Source organism: Paraeggerthella sp. (genome assembly GCF_048427265.1).
GTDB classification, from domain to species: domain Bacteria; phylum Actinomycetota; class Coriobacteriia; order Coriobacteriales; family Eggerthellaceae; genus Paraeggerthella; species Paraeggerthella hominis.
Genome location: NZ_DBFOSR010000059.1, coordinates 12,829 through 32,847 on the forward strand (window position 1 = coordinate 12,829; position 20,019 = coordinate 32,847).

A 20,019-nucleotide genomic window follows, 5' to 3' on the forward strand; every position below is an offset into this window, starting at 1 on the left:
TGCGTACGGTGATTGCAGCGCGGCGAGAATGGAAAAGACCGCCTGCATCGGAGGATGCAGGCGGTCTTGTACGGCGGGCTATGAACGGTCGGTTGAAAGGGCGCGTCGCCGTAGGGCGATGGCCGAGGCTGCAGCAGCAGCCATCGCGGCAGCGGTTGCGAGCGCCGCGATGGGCAACGGTTCGTCTCCTGTTGCCGTCAATTTCTTAGCGGTGGCGTTCGTGCCTGCGTTCACGGTTTCGGAAGGCGGCGTCGATCCGTCTCCGCCCTGCGGCGGAACGCCCGGTGCGGGGTTCTTGCCCATCGATAGGATGTACGTCACAAGGTAGCCCTTGTCGACCTCAGTGCCGGCTGCCGTGGTCTGGCGCATGACGCGTCCGGCTTCGACGGTGTCGGAGTACTCGGCAGTTCCTGCTTCGCCCTTCAGCCCGGCGCGCTCGAGGGCGGTCAGAGCCTCTGCTTCGGTCAGGCCCGTCAGGTCGGGTACGGTGGTTGCCTCGTGGATGGGCGGAGCGCCCATAGGATCGGAATAAGCCTTGATCGCGAAGTTGTCGTAATCGAAGATGTCGCCCTCCGGGGTCGCGGCGGCTGCCTCCTTGATAGCCGCGACGTCATCGGACCAGTCAGACCACTCGCCATTCTCAAGAAGGTAGCTCTCGCCGGGGTTCACCACACCGACGGAGTAGATGGTATCGCCTTCCGCCATGCCGTTCTTGTTGACCGCCTTGTCGGTGAGCACCTCGTAGGCGTCGCCGCAGCGCTCGGTCACCACGACCGAGAAGTGCTCTCCTTGCTCCATCGGGAAGCCCTCGTCCAACTCGATGCGGTGGTAGCCGCCGTAGTCGTACGTCTTCGATACGGTGGCCAGCAGTTCGCCGTCGCGTGGGTTCGCGAACCCATCGCGCAGCCGGTACAGCTCGTAGGTCGCCGTGGTGTTCGGCTTCGACGTCTCGCAGGAAAGCGAGCGCACGCGCTGGCCCTCCTCGGCCTCGAATACGTTCGCCATTGCGGCCACTTCGTTCTTCTGCACGGAAGTCACGCCGTCGGAGGGCAGGTAGTCGTATTGGTCGATGAGGTAGTAGTTGGCTGTCTGGCCGTAGGTTTCCGTGTAGAAGTTGAACGATTCGGGCACGTCAAGGCTCTTGTCGTAGTAAGAGAGGTAGAAGTATCCTTCGTTGCCCCATTTTCCCCAGTTGGGGAATTCGTTGCTGGCGGCGCCCCAGCTGTTTTTGACGATCCAGGCGCCGTTGCGCTCGGGCTGATGCCCTTCAAGGAAGTTGTCCTTGGAATAGGCGTCGTCCCAGCCGACGATGACCACTGCATGGTTAGCCTCGGCATTCTCATCGTAGGTGTAGTGCGCCCATGTTTCGGTGTTGATGTACTTCGCGGGGTCGGTTTGACCGGGGCGCGAAGTGTCGGCCGCGAAACCAATCTCGACGGCGCGGCCGGCGAGGAGATTCTTCTTGATGGCGTCGGTGCCGGCTTGCTGATAGCGATACAATCCATCCTCGCTCTTGCCCGCGGGAGAGGGCAAGACGGAGCTTTCCTCCAACTCGACGGCCTGACGGAACCGCAGGCTCTCGTCGACCGACCAGTCGCCCGCAGGCGCGTAGCGTACCGGGTTTCCAGCCTGGTCTTTCACGATGATGCCCTCTTTGTTGCGATAGGGGACATCGGACTCCGCTACGGGGCCGATGCCGGAGGACAGCACCGAGGTGACTGTGTGCGGCATGGCTCCCAGATCGAGTATGGCGTTGGGGTCGGGATCGGTCGAGTGCCGGCCTTCGCCCGCCTGCGATCCGGATCCTTCGGGCAGGGGTCGGTAGGCGAACCAGGCTACCTGCAGTTCGGAGAGGTCCACCGTCTGGCCGGCGTCCACGGTCCAGCCCAAATCCGACAGGATGCTCGTCTCGCAGGCCGCGATGGCGCCGAAGCTCCAGCACGTGCCCCAGGGGCTCTGGGATTTCACGGGCGTGACCACGCCTTTGTCGCGCAAATCGTACGTCTCGGGAAACGCCTCGTTCGCGAGCGCCGCGACGCTATCCGCGCCGCTTTCGTAGACCGAGTCGTCGTGTAGGTCGTCGCCGGCCGCGTAGCGTGCCGCCGCCTCGGCAGCCTTGTCGGCGAATAGCTCGACGACGCTGCGCTCGCCCGGCGCCTTGTCGGCGAAGGCGACGGCGGGAACGAGACCCATCGTCAGCGCACAGGCGACAACGCAGCGCGCGAGTCGGGCTGGGATGCTTCTGCTCATTTGAACCTCCAAAGGTCGGGTATCGTGCAATAGCGCGATCTGTTGGACCATAGTGTCGGACGAGCAACAAATATGCAACAGGTATGCCTGTCGCCGGTAAATCCGCGCCGTACGGCTCCTATTGGCCGCTGCGCCTTCGTCCGGACGCAGCGCGGGCAGTCGCGGCCGAAAGGACGAGCGCCGCGCCTGCTGCCGATGCCGCTGCGGCAGCGACGGTCAGCGGCGGCAGGCCGTCTCCCGTGGCTGCAAGAGCCTTCGCCTCCGCCTTGGCCGAAGGAACGACCTTGTCACCGGCGGTCGGTCGGGCTGCGAACTCGATGCGCAGATAGGCGTCCTGCACCTCGGCGATACTCGTCGTCTCCGTCGAATCGACGAGGAACTGCACCGCGTTCTCGGCCGAAGCGCCCTTCCAGGCGCTGGCCGCCAAGCCGTCGGCGGGGGAGACGGTCCCGGTGATCATGCGCGTCGGCGCGCTGCCTGCGCCGATGCCGGGAAGCGCCCGGGGTCCCAGACCGTCTGCGGTCGTGGTGCCGCCCTGCGCGACGACCGTGCCGCCTTGCAGTAGGACGCCCTCCGTCTTCGACGAGCCCCGCCAGGCGGGCCCGCTGCCGATGCCGGGCGCGCTTCCGCCCGCGTCGACGTCGTCTCCTGCGGTCGCCTGCACGTTCGAGCTGCCGCTCACCACGATATCCGAGGTCAGGGAGCTTCCCTCGTTGGAGAACCCGCTGCCGATGCCCGCGCCTGCGCCTATGACGAGATCGAGCCGGACGTCTTCCTCTGCGCGCGCCGCGCCTTCCTTGGGCGTTTGCTTGTCGGAAGCGCCTCCCTGTGCGATCACCTTGCTGCTCGAAACGACCACATGGACGAGCGTGGAATCTCCTGAGTTCGAGTATCCGCTGCCGATGCCCGGGCATCCTGCGTTTCCAGTCGCCTGGACCGAGCCGTCCGCAATGGACACGTTCTCGACACGGTTGCCCTCCATTGCCCAACCGCTGCCGATGCCAGCTCCGCACGTGCCGCCGGTCGCCATGACGGTGCTGTTCGCAATGGACAGGTTGCTTGTGGTTGCGGCGCCGTTCACGGAGCTGCCGGCACCGATGCCAGCGGCTCCGTACCCGCCTGCGGCGGTCACGTCGCTGCTGTCGATTCGGATGCCCGACACCGTGTTCGTGCCTGCGCCAGCCCAGCCGCTGCCGATGCCGGCCGAGGCGGTTCCGCCCGTTGCGGCAACGGTGCTGTGAAGTATCTGGACGTTCGAGACGGTGTTCGGACCTGCTCCGGCTTTTCCGCTGCCGATGCCCGCTCCCTGCAGCACGCTGGACGCTTCCACCGTGCTGTCTTTCACGACGATGTCGTACACGCTGCCGCCCTTGTGTATCCACCCGCCGCCGATGCCGGCCGCATGGGAGCCGCCTTTGGCGCGGACGTTGCAGCCCTCGATGGTTATACCGCCGACTTCCGCGACGGCGTAGCCACCGCCGATGCCCGCCGCGAACGACGCGCCGACAGCTGTGACGTCCAGGTTCTTGAGAGTGATGTTCTTGCAGACGAGGGGGCCATCGCTCTCAAGTTGGCCGGTGCCGATGCCGGGATAGTGATCGGTGCCGGTCGCTTTGAGGACGGCTTTGCCGGGCCCCTCCCCGACGACGGTCAGCGTCGCGTCGCCGTTTTCCTTCTGGATGCCGGCTCCGGCGTGGAGGGGGTCGTTTCCTTGGGGCTCGAGGACGACCGACCCTCGTACGACGAGGTTCACTTCTCCCGCGTTAGGGCCGATATTGATGGCGGATCCCTGCTTGGGACGCAGCACGAGCGAGTCGAGCGTGACGGTAGGGCTGGCACCTGCTTCGATGACGATGCGGCCTGTGGATTTCTCCACTCCCTCGTCCATCGCGACGACGTAGGAGCCCGACCCCTTGACGACGAGCACGCCGTTTTCGGCGAACTCGATCTCGTCCGCGCCGACGGGCCGTCCGTCGGCGTCGGTCGCGGTCAGTCCGGCGTTGGTCGCAATGGGCGCGTCGGGCGCCGCGACGTCGATCGTCTGGTCTTCTTGAACGTCGCGGTCCGTAAGGTTCGTACCCTGGAGGTCGATGCTGGCCAGCCGGTTTCCGCCGCAGTACAGGCGCTCGAGCTGCGCGTTGCCGCTCACGTTCAAAGACGTCAGTCGATTGGATCGGCAGTCAAGCGTTTTCAGTGCCGGATTGCCGCTCATGTCCAGCTTCTCCAGCCGGTGGTAGCTGCAGTTGAGCTCTTCCAGCGCGGTGAAGTGCTCGATGCCCGTGAGGTCGGCTATGGCGGATTCCTCGTCGTCGGCGCTGCCTTGTAGGTCGAGGATCTTCAGACCGTCGATCGTTTCCTGCGTAAGGACGTCGCCCCCGGCGATGTCCTGCACGATCATGTGGAACACGGGGTCGGGGAAGTGCGCCTCGTCCACGGGGATGCCCTCTGCGGCGATTGCGGCGGCTACGCTGGGAGCCTCCTTGCGAGCCGGGGCGTCTCCGAACGCCTCGGCGGCTCCTAAGCCGCTGCATCCTGTAGCCAGCGCTGTAGCGAGCAGCAGGCAGGCTGCGGCTCTTGACGATTGTGCGATCCCCATGGTGTCCTCCTCGTGAATGGGCTTGCGTTCTGGCAGTGTAGCCAAAGAGGTGCAACAAAAGAGCAACGCGGCATGTCGCGAAATCGCCCGGATGCCATGCCAGTGCCGCCGCTCGCCGCAGGGGCGGCGGTGAGCGGCTTACCTCAGGCGCGCGCGGAAGGCTCCCGTTGAGAGCTTCGTCCACGAGTACGCGGGCGGGTAGGAGCCGTGGTAGGCGTTGACGGCCGTCGGGTCGCCGTCGAGGAACCGGTAGCTGTCGCAGTCGATGGCGTTCGGGTCGATGGCCAGGCTGTTCCATGTTTTCACGATGATGTTGCCTGCGCGTGCAGCTGCGAGCGTGGAGCGCAGGTCGGCCACGATGGACTGGTAGTGGCCGACCTGCGATGCGGTGCAGGGCTTGTTCTCCCACAGCGTCGCGCAGGCCTCGCGCGCAGTCAGGGGCGTGCCGTGCCGATCCACCAGCAGCGCCAGCAGTTCCTTCGACTTCGAGTGCTTGAAGTCGAGCGGGTTGCCGTCCACGAACGCTTCGAAACCCCCGAACGTCTTGATGATCACGCGCGCCTGCGGACGCTCTCCGGTGCTCTCGTAGACGAAGGTCAGCTCGCGCTCGAGGTCGTCGTCCTGCGCCGGTTTCAGCAGGTAGCCCGTGGCGTGCAGCGCGAACGCGTCCACGGCGTACTGCTTGTAGCTGGTGGCGAACACGATGCGTATGCCCGGGCGGAGGTCCTTGAGACGCTTCGCCAGCGCAAGCCCGCTCATTCCCGGCATCTCGATGTCGAGGAACGCTGCGTCCACCACGTTGCCCTGCGCGTATTCGAGCGCCGCGTGCGGCGTTGCGAACCCGTTCGGCTCGCAATCCGGACGTACGCGCTTCAGCGCGCGGATCAGGTCTTTGAGGGCCAGCGGTTCGTCGTCGACCACGATGATGTTCATGGGCGCGCCTCTTTCCGGTCGACCGTGGAACGGAAAGTGCAGATGGGGATTGCGGTGCTCTTGCCCGGCATCCTGGAAGCTTCGGGCGCCGTCGGCACGCACGCGCCCTGCAGGGGACGTGGAGGCGCGCTGCGCGCGTCGGGCGCTATATCGAACTGGTTCAGCACGGCCTTCCTTTCCGCGGCGGCGGGCGCCCTTCGATGGAAGGACGCCCGCTCATGGTGGCAGCTTGGACGTCAGCGGCTTCTAGCAGCCGCTGCGACGTTTCCGTGCGAGCGCGACGACGGCTGCCGTCAAGGTTGCCGCTGCGATCGCGAAAAGGCTTCCGGCGATGGCCAACGGCACGGGGGAATCGCCGGTAGGGGCGAGCGATGCGGCGTCGTGCAAGGGCGCGGGCTTCGCAGGCTCTGCCGGGACGATGCCCGGTGCGTTCGAGAACTCGGCGCGCAGGTAGGCGTCCTTCGCCTCGGTGATGCTCGTCGCCTCGACAGCATCCTTGAGGAACTGCACCGCGCTCTCGGCCGAAGCGCCTCTCCAAGCGTTGGCCATAAGGCCTGCAGCAGGGGCGATGGCGGCGTTCTCGCACGTGCGCGAAGCTGCGAGTCCCGTTCCCACGGCAGGCAGCTGCACAAGGTCGCCGATGAGCTCTGCGCTGTCGATCTGGCCCGGCTCGAGCGGGTTGCGGGACGACTGCGCGTGCGTCAGGCCGCCAACGGCTGTGACGGTGCCGCCCGTGAGCTGAATGTCGACAGCGGTGCTCGATCCGACGAAGGCGTAGTCGGTCGCTGCCGTGCCGCTGCCGATGCCGGGGCTGTTCGAGCCTCCCGTTGCCATCACCGTGCCGCCCGACACGACGATGCCTTCTGCGCGGCTCTCTGCCGCCGCGGCATTCGAGCCGTACGGCGAGGAGCATCCGCTGCCGATGCCCGCGCCTCCCATGACGGCGTACGATTCTCCATCGCTGAAAGCGCCGGTCGCCCCGATGGCTTCCACCGAGCCGCCGCTGATGACGATGTCTCGCGCGATTGACAGGCTATCGTTCGCCTGCCCGCTGCCGATGCCGGCTGCGCCGCCCAAGGGGCCTGCCGTCGCTTTGACGGTTCCTCCGGACACGACGATATTCTCTGCGCGGCTTTCGTTTCCGTCTCCTCGCGCGAAGCCGCTGCCGATGCCGGCGGCGTTGTTGCCGCCCGTCGCCTCCACGCTGCCGCCGCTGACGGTGATGCGACGGGCGACGCTTTCGCCAGCTGAGAGCGTCGAGCCGCTGCCGATGCCCGCTGCCCCGTTGTTGCCGCCGACGGCTTTTACCGTGCCGCCCGACACCGTGATGTCGGATGCGTTGGCGTGTCCTTGGGGGCCGGGGGTGCCGCCTCCGATGTCGGCTCCCGCGCCGAAGTTGCTCGAGGAGCCTTGCGCGCTCACGGTTCCGCCCGATACGACGATAGAATGCGCGTCGGCGTTTCCGGAGCGGTCCAGGGTGCATCCGCCGCCGATGCCGGCAGCCGAGCGCCCGGCATGCACATGCCCAGCGATGGCGCTTACGGTGCCGCCTGCTATTTCGATGTTAGCGGTATCGCTGCTGCCCGTTTCCGCTTTACCGCCGCCGATACCGGCCGCGCCGTCCCCTCCGAGCGCTTCCAGCGACCCGTCGGCCTCATCGGCGCTCGCCGTGCTGCGCACCGTGAGCTTTCCGGAGCTGGCGTTCTTCTCGATGCCAGCGCGTCCGCTGCCGCTCGCAAGCACGTTTTCACCCGAAAGCAGGACGGTTGTGTCGAGCGCGCCGTCTTCGATGGCGAACGCGCACGCGCCGTCTACGTCCGACTCGTCGATGGACACGTAATTCAATACGACCGTGGGGGAGGCCCCGTCCGCCACGACGATGCCGAGAGGGGTCGGGGAGAACAGATCGACGGACTTCGGCGCAGCCCCGTTGCTGTCGAAGGCTTCCGCCTCGTCGCTCAAGGCTTCGGGGTCGTGCACGCCTGGCGGGGTCATGTCTACCGTATAAGTGCCGTTGCCCTCGATAATCAGCAGCCCCTTCTCGTAACGGTACCCGTCATCGGATCCTGCGCAGGAGAGCATTTCGTCCCGCCAAACGGCAATCGCCATGTAGCGTTTGTCCGCATCGTCCAGGCTCGTGCGCTCGCGGGAGTAATCGACGAAGGGATGGTCGTAAAGCTGGTTGATTTCATCTTCGGTGTCGGCTTTCCAGGCCCTTGACCAGGCGCCCTCGCCCGGCTCGATGGCGTTGTTCTGCATTGTGCGCGTCATGCCGCTGCCCGCGCCGATGCCCGGCAACGCGGCGGGTCCCATGCCGCTCGCCGTCGTGGTGCCGCCCTGCGCGAACACTTGGCCTTCCTGCACCACGATCCCCGATGCCGTTGACGTTCCTCTCCAGGCGGGCCCGCTGCCGATGCCGGCCGACGCCCCGCCGCCGTGCGCGTCGTCGCCTGCGGCGGCGTACACCCACGAAAGGTCGCTCACGACGATGTTCTTCGCGGTGGAGTCGCCCTTGTCGGAGAAGCCGCTGCCGATGCCGGCGCCCGCTCCGATGATGTTCTCGGGGCGCGCGACGCCTTCGTCGTCGGCCGCGCGAATCGGGGTCGAGCCGTCGCGTGACGTGCCACCTTCCGAACGAACGAAGCTGTTCTCGATGCGCACGTCGTCGAGCTCGGAATTGCCCGTATCCGAATAGCTGCTGCCCATGCCCGGAGCGCCGAAGCCTCCCTGGGCTTTCACTTCGCTTCGATCGATAACTATCCGCGAGACAAGGTTGTTGTCCTTCGCCCACCCGCTGCCGATGCCCGCGCTCACGTTGTCGCCCGTTGCCTCGACCTTGCTGCGCTCGATGGTTATGCCCTTGACGACGGCCGACCCTTCGACGCAGGCTCCCGCGCCGATGCCCGCGCCCATGCTTTTTCCGTATGAGGCGACGGTGCTGTTAGATATGTGGATGTCGGAAACTTGCGCAGGGCCCTTTGCGCACAGGCCGCTGCCGATGCCCGCGCTGGAGAAGCTTCCGGCTGCCTGCACCTTGCCGCCCTTGATGGTGATGTTCGACACGGAAACGCCGCCATCTCCTATCCACCCGCTGCCGATGCCCGCTGCGAATTTGCCGCCCAGCGCATTGACCGTGCACTTGTCAAGCGTGATGCCGCTGACTTCGGTTATTCCGAAGCCGCCGCCGATTCCGGCGCTGCGCTCCGAGCCTTCGACCTTGACGTCCAGGCCTTCTATGACGATGTTCTTGCATGCGGTGACTTTGCCGTGCTCGCCCGCGCCGCTTGCCCCGATGCCGGGGTAAGCGTGTCCGGCGGCAATGGCTTCCAGGAGGGCTCTGCCCGGAAAAAGCGGGTCTGCGGCAACGGTTAGCGTTGCCTCGTTGTTCTTCAGGATGCCCGCCCCGGGGGTTTGCGGTTTCAGGGAAACGTAATCCTGCACGTGCAGCGTCACGTCGCCCGCGCCAGGCCTGATCTCGATGCTCGATCCTGCCGTGCTGCGCAGATTCAAAGAGTCGAGCTTGATGGTGGGGCTGGCGCCGCTCTCGATGAGGATACGATCCTTCGACTCCTCGACGTACGACGCCATCCTGACGATGTACTCGCCCGACCCCTTGACGATAAGCGTTCCATCCTTGGCGACTTCGAATTCGCCAGTGGGGACGGGACCCGCGTCGGCGGTGGTGATAGCCAGTTCGGAGGCGCCCATGGGCTCGACGATAACGTACATGTACAGGCTGCTGGAGCCTACTTTCAACCCGGTGTCGTAGTCGTACGACAGCATCGTCCCTACGGTGTAGCCGCTCAGGACGGTGCCTTCGATCTCTGTACCGACCAGGTACGATTCGGGTATCTTGGCGGGATCGACGTTCGGATCGATGGCTTGCAGGTCGATGGACTCGCCCGCATTGGGGATGCTGACAATCTGCTCTACCGGGTTAACGCTTTTGAGGTTCGTGTTCTTGCTCAGATCGATGCTGGTCAGCCGGTTGTAGCTGCAATCGAGATCGACGAGTGCGGTGAAATGCTCGATGCCCTTGAGGCTGGCGATGCCCTTGTCGGCGACGTCCAGCTCCGTCGTTGCGTCAACGACGTCTTGCGTGAGCAGGTCGCCGCCCGCGATATTTTGCACGATGGCGCGAAATACCGCATCGGGGAAGTTCGTCTCGTCGATGGCGATGCCCTCGGCCGCGTTAACGGGGGAGGGCTCGGCGCTTTGCGGCGAATCGGTCCGGGGTGCCGACTTGTCGCCAGTGCCCGGCGTTTCGTGTGCGGGTTCCTCGCCGAACGCGCGCACGACGTTCGAGCCAGCGCCCGCGCATCCGACGGCCAGCAGCACGGCGCACAGCAGCCAGGCTGCTTTCTCGAACGGTTTCGCGTATCCCATGGTGTCTCCTTCGTGCGTGGTTGTTTCGTCGTGTGTCGGTCGAGTCGATTGCCGCTACGAGCGACGGCGCTTGCGTGCTGCTATGGTTCCTGCCGCGCCTGCGAGCGCGAGGACGGCTATGGCGGTCGCGGGCAGCACGGGGTCGCCGGTGGAGGCGAGCGCTTGCGCGCCTGTCTTTTCGCCGTCCGCAGGCGGCAGCGGCGCGGCGGGTGCGTTCGAGAACTCGGCGCGCAGGTAGGGGTCCTTCGTTTCGGCGATGCTCGTCGTTGCGAGGGAGTCCTTTAAGAACTGCGCTGCATTCTCGGCCGAAGCGCCCTTCCAGGCGCTGACCATGAGGCCCGCGCCTGGGGCGATGGCGGTGTCCTCGCAGGCGCGCGAGACCGCGAGCCCCGTGCCCACGGTGGGCATTTGCGCAAGCTCGCCGATGAGTTCCGCGCTGGCGATTTCGCCCGGTATGAGCGCGTCGTACGGTTCGCGGGCGTGCGTGAGGCCGCCTATGGCGGCGACGATGCCGCCCGTAAGCCGGATGCCGACGGCGGTGCTCGAGCCCGTGAGCGTGCTGTCGGAAGCGGACGTGCCGCTGCCGATGCCGGGGCTGTTCGATCCGCCGACGGCCTTCACTGCGCCGCCGGATATCGTGATTCCCTCGGCGCGGCTTTCGACGGGCTTGTCAGACCCTTTGCGCGGCGCGGCGTTTCCGCTGCCGATGCCCGCGCCCCCCTGGATGGCGAATTCGTCAAAGTTTTCGCCGAAGAAGCCCGTGCTGCCCGTGGCCGTCACCGTGCCGCCGGAAATCGCGACGGCACGTGCGATCGAAGATCCGCCGACGGCCTCGCCGCTGCCGATGCCGGCTCCTCCTCCTATGTTGCCAGCCGTTGCCTCGACCGTGCCGCCGGACACGGAGACGTTCTCCGCGCGGCTTTCCCCGCCGACGGCTTGCACGAAGCCGCTGCCGATGCCCGCGGCTCCGTTGCCGCCGGTGGCCGTGACATCGCCGCCTGTGATGTCGATGCTCTCGGCAACGCTTTCGCTGCCGTTTGCCTGAGAACCGCTTCCGATGCCAGCGGCGCCGTTGTTGCCTCCGATCGCCTTGACGACGCCGCCCGACACAAGGATGTCCGAAGCGTTGCCGTGGCTCCCTTCGCGAGCGGTGCCGCCTCCGATGCCCGCGCCGGCGCCGTAGTTGCTGTTCGAACCCTGCGCGTACACGTTGCCGCCCGAGACGGTAATGAAACGGGCTCCGGCGTTTCCGGAGGGATCCAGGGCGCATCCGCCCCCGATTCCGGCGGCGGCGCGGCCGCGTACGATGTGTCCTGCGATAGCGCGCACCGTGCCGCCGGCGATCTCGATATTGGCGGCGTCGGCATCGCCCGTTTCCGCCTTTCCGGCTCCGATCCCGGCGGCACCGTCGCCGCCGCGCACCTCCAGAGAGCCGTCGGTTGCGCCGCCGCCTGCAACGCTGCTTACCGTGAGCTTCGCGTCGCCGCCGCTCTTTTGGATGCCTGCGCGCCCGTTGCCGCTCAGCAGCACGTTTTCGCCGGCAAGCAGGATGGTCGTATCTCCGGCGCCGTCCTTGACGTCGAACGCGCAACGGCCCGCCTCGTCGGCTACGTCGACGCGTACGCCGTCGAGCACCACCGTGGGCGAAGCTCCCGCTGCCACCGCGATCGTCCAGTCTGCGTACGGGGTGTCGGTCTTGCTCAGCGTATAGGTTCCGCTGCCCGTGATGACCAGCGTGCCAACCTCGAAGCGATAGCCGTCGTCGGTGCCCGTGCAAGAAAGCGTGCTCAGGTGCGTGAGGCGCACCTTGAGGTAGGCGTCGGAGATCTCGTCAAGGCTCGTGCGCTCCGTGCTTTGCGCGACGAAGGCGTCGGATGCCGACGCTTCCTGTTCGGTTGCGCCCTTCCAGGCGTAAGCCCAGTGCTCTGCGTCGGGGGATATGGCGTTGTCGCGGGCTTCGCGTGCCTTGGCATTGCCGGCGCCGACGGCGGGAAGCGCTGCGGGGCCTATATCGCCGCTCGCGGTGGTGGTGCCTCCTTGGGCTACGGTGCAGTCGCCCTGCAGCACGATGTTGCTCGCGGTCGATGCGCCCTGCAGGGCGCATCCGCTGCCGATGCCCGGGGCTGCGCCGCCTCCGTCCGTGTCGATGCCCGCGATGGCGTTCACGTTCGAGTCTGCGCGTATTGCGATGTCGTCGACCAGCGAGTTTCCTGCGTTCGCCCACCCGCTGCCGATGCCCGCTCCTGCGCCGATGACGTAGTTCTCGCCTTCAACTGCCCCGGTGGAAGGGATCTGGGTATGGGATGCGCCGCCTTGGGCGACGAGGTCGCTGTCCTCGATCACCACCTTGGAGAGAGAGGTGTTGCCCACGTTGGAATAGCCGCTGCCGATGCCCGGAGACCCCACGCCGCCCTTCGCCTCCATTTTCTCGCATCGTTGTACGGTGATACCTGAAACGACGTTGTCTTTCATCGTCCAGCCGCTGCCGATGCCCGCAGCCGCATTGCCGCCGGTAGCGACAATGGAGCTGTCCTGGAAGCTCATATTCTCGACGAGAGTGCTTCCCTGGGTGCTCGGTCCTGCGCCGATGCCGGCGGCGCCGTATCCGCCCCGTGCGGTGACGGTGCTTTCCTTGATGGTGATGCCCGAGACCTGGTTCTGTCCGGTTTCGCTTTGGCCGCTGCCGATGCCGGAGCCGCAGCCGAGCGAGGAGCTCCCGCCGGTTGCTTCCACCGTGCTGCCCTCGATGTGGATGCCGGATACGACGCCGCCGTTGGGCATGCTTGCGCCGCCGATCCCCGCGGCCTTGGGCGATCCTTTTGCGATGACGTGCAAACCGTCGATGCGGATGTTCTTGCAAACGGCTTCGCTCGGGTCCGTTCCTTCAACGGGGGCGGACCCGATGCCGGGAAAGCCCACTCCTTGGGCGATTGCGGTCAAGGTGGGATCGCCGTAATCGTCGCCGGCATCCAAGGTGAGCCGCGCCTCGCCGTTGCGCTTGAGGATGCCGGCCCCTGCTTCTTGAGGTTCGAGAGAGGTTTTGCCCGATATGTTAAGCTTCACGTCGCCCGCTTCAGGCGCTATTTCGATGCTCGAGCCTCCCGTGTTGCGCAGGGTGAGCTTCTCCAGCGTCACGGCTACGCCTTTGCGGCTCTTGACGACGATCCGGTTCTTCGATTCCTGCACGCCGGAGGCCATCTTCACGGTGTAGGAGCCGCCGCCCGTGATGACGAGCGTCCCGTCGTCGGTGATCTCGAAGTCGTCCGCATGCGCGGGTTCGTCGTTTTCTGCCCTGATGGTTAGATCCGAGGGGCTTTCGATCTCGAGGACCGTGAACAGGTACTGGGTCTCGCCTCGATCCGATATCAGCCCCGTGTTGTAATGGTAGACGATGCTCGTTCCCGGCGTGAAGCCGCTCAGCTCGGTTCCGGAGAGCGTCGCGCCGCCCAGATCTTTTTCGTCGGCCTTTATTCGCGATCCGTCGATGGCGGGATCAAGGCTTTTGAGATCGAAGGGGTCGCTTGCGGCTGGCACGTTGATGAGCTGGGCTTGGTCGAGGTCGTGGTCCTCGAGATTGGAGTTGGCGCTCAAATCGAGGCAGGCCAGCTGGTTGCCGCTGCAGTAGAGTCTGGCCAGAGCTTGGTTTTCTTTTAGGTCTAGGCTGGTCAGGCGGTTGTCGGTGCAATCGAGCGCTTTCAGCGCCGTGTTGGCGCTCACGTCCAGAGATGCCAGCTGGGCGTCGCTGCAATAAAGTTCCGCCAAGGCTTTGTTGGCGCTCACGTCCAGAGATGCCAGCGGGTTGCTGTCGCAAAAGAGTATTTCGAGCGCGGTGAAATATTGGATGCCCGTGAGATCGGCGATGCCCCTTTCGGACGCGTAGAGTATTTTCGTCGCGTCGACGGTGCTCGGTGCGAGCACGTCGCCGCCCGCGATTTCCTTCGCGTACGCGCGGAAGGAGGCGTCGGGGAAGGTGGTCTCGTCGATGGCGATGCCGCCGGCTTCGACGGGGGAGTCGGTGGTTTCGGACGCGTTCTTCGCGACGCCGTCCGCGCCTTCGGTGGCTTGGGGAGCGTCTTGGTCGATGGCCTCGGGTTTCGTTTCGGACCCGGCATCGGGAGCGTCGGCGCTTTCGTCTTTATGCTCCGGCTCGGCTGCTGCCGGATTCTCGGTTTTCGGGGTGTCGCCGTACGCTCGAGCAACGTTTGGGCCGGCGGCGCCGGATCCGAGCGCCAGTGCTGCGGCAAGCAGCAAGCAAGCAGCCTTCTCAAGCGGTTTCGCGTATCCCATGCTGTATTCTCCTTCGTGCGTCGTGCGTCGTGCGTCGTGCGTCGGCGATTCCCGCACGTCGGCTTCGTAAAAGGCGAGTGTAATGAAGCAGGTGCAACAAAAGCGCAACAAAGCAGCGCCGCGAACGACCGTTCCAGCGAACCATCAAGCATATCGTTCTCATCTGCGTACATCCCTGTTGCTCATGCGTCTTTTTCGCCAGGAACGTATGTTGAACACGAGGCCGCCGAGGCATTGGGGGCGACCTAGGCGGAGGTGACGCCCGTGCGGTTGGATCGGATTCGGCAGATAATGCGCCGCAGACCGTTGCGGGACGGTTGGTGCTGGTTGGAGAAGTTGGGTGCTTCGGGATTCTGGAGCACCCAAAATTGCATATTTATTTCCAAAACATTAAAAATAATGCAATTTTAGCTCTAAATAATCTTATAAGCCGTATACTGACCCTCAACCTTTAAGGCGGTACGGAGAGACCGACAAGGTGCGCAGCATAACTTTCCCAGAACCACCTGCGCCTTCGTTTACGACGGAGGCGTTTTCTGTATATGCTGCCCGAGCGGAAGGAAGATTTTGAGCGAGATTGCGAACAAGCTGCTAGAGGGTACGTCGAAGCCCGTGTCGCGTCCGGCGGCGTTGGTGCTGGAGGACGGCGCGGTGTTCCGCGGCACGGCGTGCGCCGCCGAAGGCGAGGTGTTCGGCGAGATCTGCTTCAACACGTCGCTCGAGGGCTACCTCGAGGTGATAACCGACCCGTCCTACGCAGGCCAGATAATCACCATGACGTATCCGCAGATCGGAAACTACGGGGTGAATCCCGATGACGCCCAGGCGGGCAGGCCTGCGTTGCGCGGCCTTGTCGTGCGCGATATATGCGCGACGCCGTCGAACTGGCGCAGTACGGTCACGCTCGCAGACTACCTGCGCGAACACGGGGTGGTGGCCGTGGAAGGAGTGGACACGCGCGCGCTCGTGCGTCACGTGCGCGATTGCGGCGCGCAGCGCGCGGTGCTCTCGACCGTCGACGCCGACGAGACGAGCCTTCTGCGCAAGGTACGTGCGAGCGCGTCGCTCGTGGGGCAGAACCTGGCGGCTACCGTGTCGTGCGGGAAGCCGTACGCCATGGACGCGGACGACCTTCCCGCGAGCCACGCGTTCGCCGTCGCTCCGGCTGCGTCCGCGCGACATCGCGTGGTCGCCTACGACTGCGGCGTTAAGAGCTCGATCCTTCAGAATCTCGTACGCTCGGGCTGTGAGCTTACGGTTGTACCGTGGGATATGCCGGCGGAAAAGGTGCTGGCCATGGAGCCTGACGGCGTGTTCCTGTCGAACGGTCCCGGCGACCCCGAGGCTGTGGAGGGCACTTACTCGCAGGTGGGGAAGCTGCTGGGCAAGGTGCCGGTATTCGGCATCTGCCTGGGGCACCAAATGATCTGCAAAGCTGCGGGCGCGCAGATCGAGAAGCTCAAGTTCGGCCACCGCGGCGGCAATCATCCGGTGATGAACCTGCTCACGGGCCGCGTAGAGATCACGGCGCAGAACCACGGGTTCGGCCTGGTGTTTTCCAGCTTGGGGCCGCTTGTTCCCGCGCTGTCGGGCGGCTGCGCGAACCATTGCGACGACCTGCGCTTCTGGGCGCGCGATAAGGTTGCCCCTGTTGTGATGAACGATCGCTTCGGCCGCATTCGCCTCACGCACGTGAACCTCAACGACGGCACGGCGGAGGGCGTCGCGTTTCTGGATTTGCCTGCGTTCAGCGTGCAGTACCATCCCGAGGCGTCGCCCGGGCCGACCGACGCGCACTACCTGTTCACCGCGTTTTCGCGCTTGATGGATTCCGCAGTGACGAGCGAGGGCGGTGCGCTCGACTCCCGTGAACGTGCGAGCTACCTCGACATCGACATCGCCGCCGACCGCCTTGTCGGCTGGTCGTTCGCTGAGATGGAAGGAGACCGTCATGCCTAAGCGCACGGACATCAAGACCATCCTGGTCATCGGGTCCGGCCCGATCGTCATCGGCCAGGCGTGCGAGTTCGACTATTCGGGCGCGCAGGCGTGCAAGGTGCTCAAGGCGGACGGCTACCACGTGGTTCTGGTGAACAGCAATCCGGCCACCATCATGACCGATCCGGGCTTGGCCGACCGCACCTACGTCGAGCCCATCACTGCCGAGTTCGTCCAGAAGATCATAGAGAAGGAGCGCCCCGATGCCCTGCTGCCCACCTTGGGCGGCCAAACCGGCTTGAACACGGCCGTCGAGCTGGCGAAGTCGGGCGTGCTGGATGCCTACGGGGTTGAGATGATCGGCTGCGACCTGGCGGCCATCGAGCGCGGCGAGGATAGAAAGCTCTTCAACGAGTGCATGGCCGAGCTGGGAATCGAGACCGCTCGGTCGGGATACGCGTACTCGCTGGACGATGCGTTCGGCATCGTGGCCGATCTGGGTTATCCGGTGGTGCTGCGCCCGTCGTTTACCATGGGCGGCGCTGGCGGCGGCATAGCCCATGATGCGGTCGAGCTGGAATCCATCGTCAGTCAAGGGCTGGAGCTATCCCCGGCGGGCGAAGTGCTCGTGGAGGAGAGCATCGAGGGCTGGAAAGAGTTCGAGATGGAGGTCATGCGCGATCGCGTTGGCAACGGCATCATCGTGTGCTCCATCGAGAACTTCGACCCGATGGGCGTGCATACGGGCGATTCCATTACGGTGGCTCCTGCCCAGACGCTTTCCGACGTGGAATACCAGCGTATGCGTGCCGCGTCGCTTGCCATCCTCGAAAAGATCGGCGTGGAGACGGGCGGCTCTAACGTGCAGTTCGCCGTGAACCCCGACAACGGCCGCATGATCGTCATCGAGATGAATCCGCGCGTTTCGCGCTCGTCGGCGCTTGCGTCGAAGGCCACCGGATTTCCCATCGCGAAGGCGGCGGCGAAGCTGGCCGTGGGCTACACGCTCGATGAGATCGTCAACGACGTGACGCTTGCCACGCCTGCGTGCTTCGAGCCTTCCGTCGACTACTGCGTGGTGAAGGCGCCGCGCTTCGCGTTCGAGAAGTTCAAGGGGGCCGACGACACGCTGTCCACCCGCATGAAGGCTGTCGGCGAGATCATGGCCATCGGCCGCACGTTCGAGGAGGCGCTCGGCAAGGCCCTGCGCTCGCTCGAGAACGGGCGCGCAGGCCTCGGCGGCGACGGCGAGGGTGACGAGGCCGTCGTGTCCGACGCAGCGCTCGAAGACCTCGTGGCGCGCCCCACGGCCGAGCGCGTCTTCTACCTTGCCGAGGCACTGCGCCGCGGCTGGACGGTGGCGCGTGCGAGCGCGGTGAGCCGCGTGGACCCCTTCTTCGTCGCGCGCATGGCCGACATCGTGCGCGTGCAGGAGAACCTGCGCGGCATGGCTTTGGACGAGCTGGACGCCGACGCGTTCTGCCTGCTCAAGCGCATGGGGCTGTCGGATGCCCAGATCGCGCACCTTACGAGATCCGACGAGCTCACCGTGCGCACGTGCCGCAAGCTTCTGGGTGTGAGACCCGCGTTCAAGACCGTCGACACCTGCGCGGCCGAGTTTCCCAGCTCCACGGCCTACCACTACAAAACCTACGATGCGGACGAGACCGAGGTCGCGCCCAAGACGCGCAAGCGCGCGATGATCCTGGGCGCGGGTCCGAACCGCATCGGGCAGGGCATCGAGTTCGACTACTGCTGCGTGCATGCGAGCTACGCGCTCGCCGAGGCCGGCTTCGAAACCATCATGGTGAACTGCAACCCCGAGACCGTGTCCACCGACTACGACACGTCCGACAAGCTGTACTTCGAACCGCTCACGTTCGAGGACGTCATGGACATCGTGGACGTCGAGCGCCCGGACGGCGTGGTGGTGACGCTGGGCGGCCAGACGCCGCTCAAGCTGGCGAACGCGCTGGCCGCGGCGGGCGTGCCCATCATGGGAACGCCGCCGGAGGCGATCGACCTGGCCGAAGACCGCGATCGCTTCAGCGCAATCCTCGACGAGATGGCCATCGCCTATCCGGCGGCCGGCATGGCCTCGACCTACCGGGAGGCATGCGTCGTGGCTGACCGGATAGGGTTCCCCTTGCTCGTGCGCCCCAGCTACGTGCTGGGCGGGCGCGGCATGGGCATCGTATACGACGGCGCCCAGCTGGAGAAGTACATGGCCGAGGCCGCGAAGATCTCGCCCGACCACCCGGTGTACCTTGACCGCTTCCTCGAGGGCGCGGTGGAGGTGGACCTCGACGCGCTGTGCGACGGCGAGCAGGTGTACGTGGGCGGCGTGCTCGAGCACATCGAGATGGCCGGCATCCACTCCGGCGACTCGGCCTGCTGCACCCCGCCGTTCGCGCTGTCCGAGGCGCTGGTGTCGCAGCTGCGCTCTATCGCGCGCGGCCTGGCGCTGCGGTTGGGCGTAGTGGGCCTCATCAATATTCAGTTCGCCATCAAGGACCAGGTCATCTACGTCATCGAGGCCAACCCGCGCGCCAGCCGCACCGTGCCGTTCGCGTCCAAGGCCACGGGCGTGCCGCTTGCGAAGATGGCCGCGCGCATCATGGCGGGGGAGAGGATCGCCGACCTGGGCCTGCCGCCCGACAACCGCCGTCTCGAGCATTACAGCGTGAAGGAGGCCGTCATGCCCTTCGGCCGCTTCCCCGGTGCGGACACGGTGCTCGGCCCCGAGATGAAGTCCACCGGCGAGGTCATGGGCATCGCCGGCAACTTCCCGGCCGCGTTCGCCAAGACGCAGCTGGCTATCAGCTACGCGCTGCCCGAGGGCGGCACGGTGTTCGTCAGCGTGTGCGACCGCGACAAGCGCGCCATCGTGTCCATTGCGCGCGACATCGTGCGCCTGGGCTTCAAGGTGGTGGCCACGGGCGGCACGGCCCGCGCCCTGCGCGCGGCGGGCGTGGACTGCGAGGAGGTGAAGAAGGTGCACGAGGGCACCCCCAACGTGCTCGACCGCATCGCTGCCGGCGAGATAGCGCTCATGATCAACACGCCGTTCGGCCATGCCACGCGCGCCGACGGCTACGAGCTGCGCTTGGAGGCCGTGAAGCACGGCGTGACCCACGTCACGAACCTGGCCGGCGCCCAGGCCATGGTGGCCGGCATGGAGATGGCGCGCGCAAACGGCCTGTCCGTCGTAGCCTTGCAGGATCTTCCCCAATGGGAGCAGCCAGTGAGCGCGTAAAGCTGCGAGCCGAGCTGCCGCCGCGCCTGTTCGTCGTGCGCGGCGGTTCGGCTTTTCGGCGGGAAGGGCGCGCCGTGCTCGGATGGGGTTGGGAAGGTTGCTCGATTTCCGCCGAAGGCCGCCGATGCTGCCGATGGGCCGCGTTCGCCAGGGGCAATGGGGGCGTTGCGCGCGAAAAACCCTCTTCGCTGGCAGGTTCTGACGGTTTGAGGTCGTCGAACGGCCCCCTTGCTTGGCCGTCGTTCGGCTTGCTTTTCGTTTTGCCTGGTCACAGCGTCGGTTGGTCGCCACCCGCTTTTGCGGGCGCTTGGCCCGTCGGATCAAACGACCTCAAACCGTCAGAACCTGCCAGCGAGCGCCGTTTTTCGCGCGC

At 65.7% G+C, this 20,019-nt stretch carries 7 protein-coding genes; 2 read left to right on the top strand and 5 right to left on the bottom strand.

Translation table 11 applies throughout. The features are described from left to right. Window positions 1-78: 78 nt before the first annotated feature. The 5 genes from ACMNI9_RS05835 to ACMNI9_RS05855 all read right to left on the bottom strand — a co-directional run bounded on the left by ACMNI9_RS05835 (window position 79) and on the right by ACMNI9_RS05855 (window position 14,452). Window positions 79-2,250 (bottom strand): lectin like domain-containing protein, encoded by a 2,172-nt coding sequence (locus ACMNI9_RS05835; RefSeq protein WP_418831227.1) that lies wholly within the window; start codon window positions 2,248-2,250, stop codon window positions 79-81. Between the two features lie 118 nt (window positions 2,251-2,368). Continuing rightward, entirely contained in the window at window positions 2,369-4,846 is a 2,478-nt protein-coding gene (locus ACMNI9_RS05840) for a hypothetical protein (protein WP_418831228.1), read from the bottom strand. A gap of 138 nt (window positions 4,847-4,984) precedes the next feature. Beyond that, entirely contained in the window at window positions 4,985-5,779 is a 795-nt protein-coding gene (locus ACMNI9_RS05845) for a response regulator (RefSeq protein WP_418831229.1), read from the bottom strand. Between the two features lie 246 nt (window positions 5,780-6,025). Beyond that, window positions 6,026-10,165: a hypothetical protein gene (locus ACMNI9_RS05850; protein WP_418831231.1), complete on the bottom strand. Its 4,140-nt coding sequence runs from the start codon at window positions 10,163-10,165 to the stop codon at window positions 6,026-6,028. A 54-nt stretch (window positions 10,166-10,219) separates the two neighbouring features. Further along, complete coding sequence (locus ACMNI9_RS05855) at window positions 10,220-14,452, bottom strand: hypothetical protein (RefSeq protein WP_418831232.1); 4,233 nt, start codon at window positions 14,450-14,452, stop codon at window positions 10,220-10,222. 567 nt (window positions 14,453-15,019) lie between these two features. On the opposite strand from ACMNI9_RS05855, the gene carA reads away from it, so the two are divergent. Together carA and carB are read left to right on the top strand one after the other, a co-directional pair. Continuing rightward, a complete protein-coding gene (gene carA, locus ACMNI9_RS05860; RefSeq protein ID WP_418831234.1) occupies window positions 15,020-16,411 on the top strand; it encodes a glutamine-hydrolyzing carbamoyl-phosphate synthase small subunit in 1,392 nt (463 codons plus the stop codon). Next, window positions 16,404-19,646, top strand: a complete 3,243-nt coding sequence (carB, locus tag ACMNI9_RS05865) for a carbamoyl-phosphate synthase large subunit (protein ID WP_418831235.1) — start codon at window positions 16,404-16,406, stop codon at window positions 19,644-19,646. Before carA ends, carB begins: the two co-directional genes overlap by 8 nt. The last annotated feature ends 373 nt before the right edge of the window (window positions 19,647-20,019 follow it).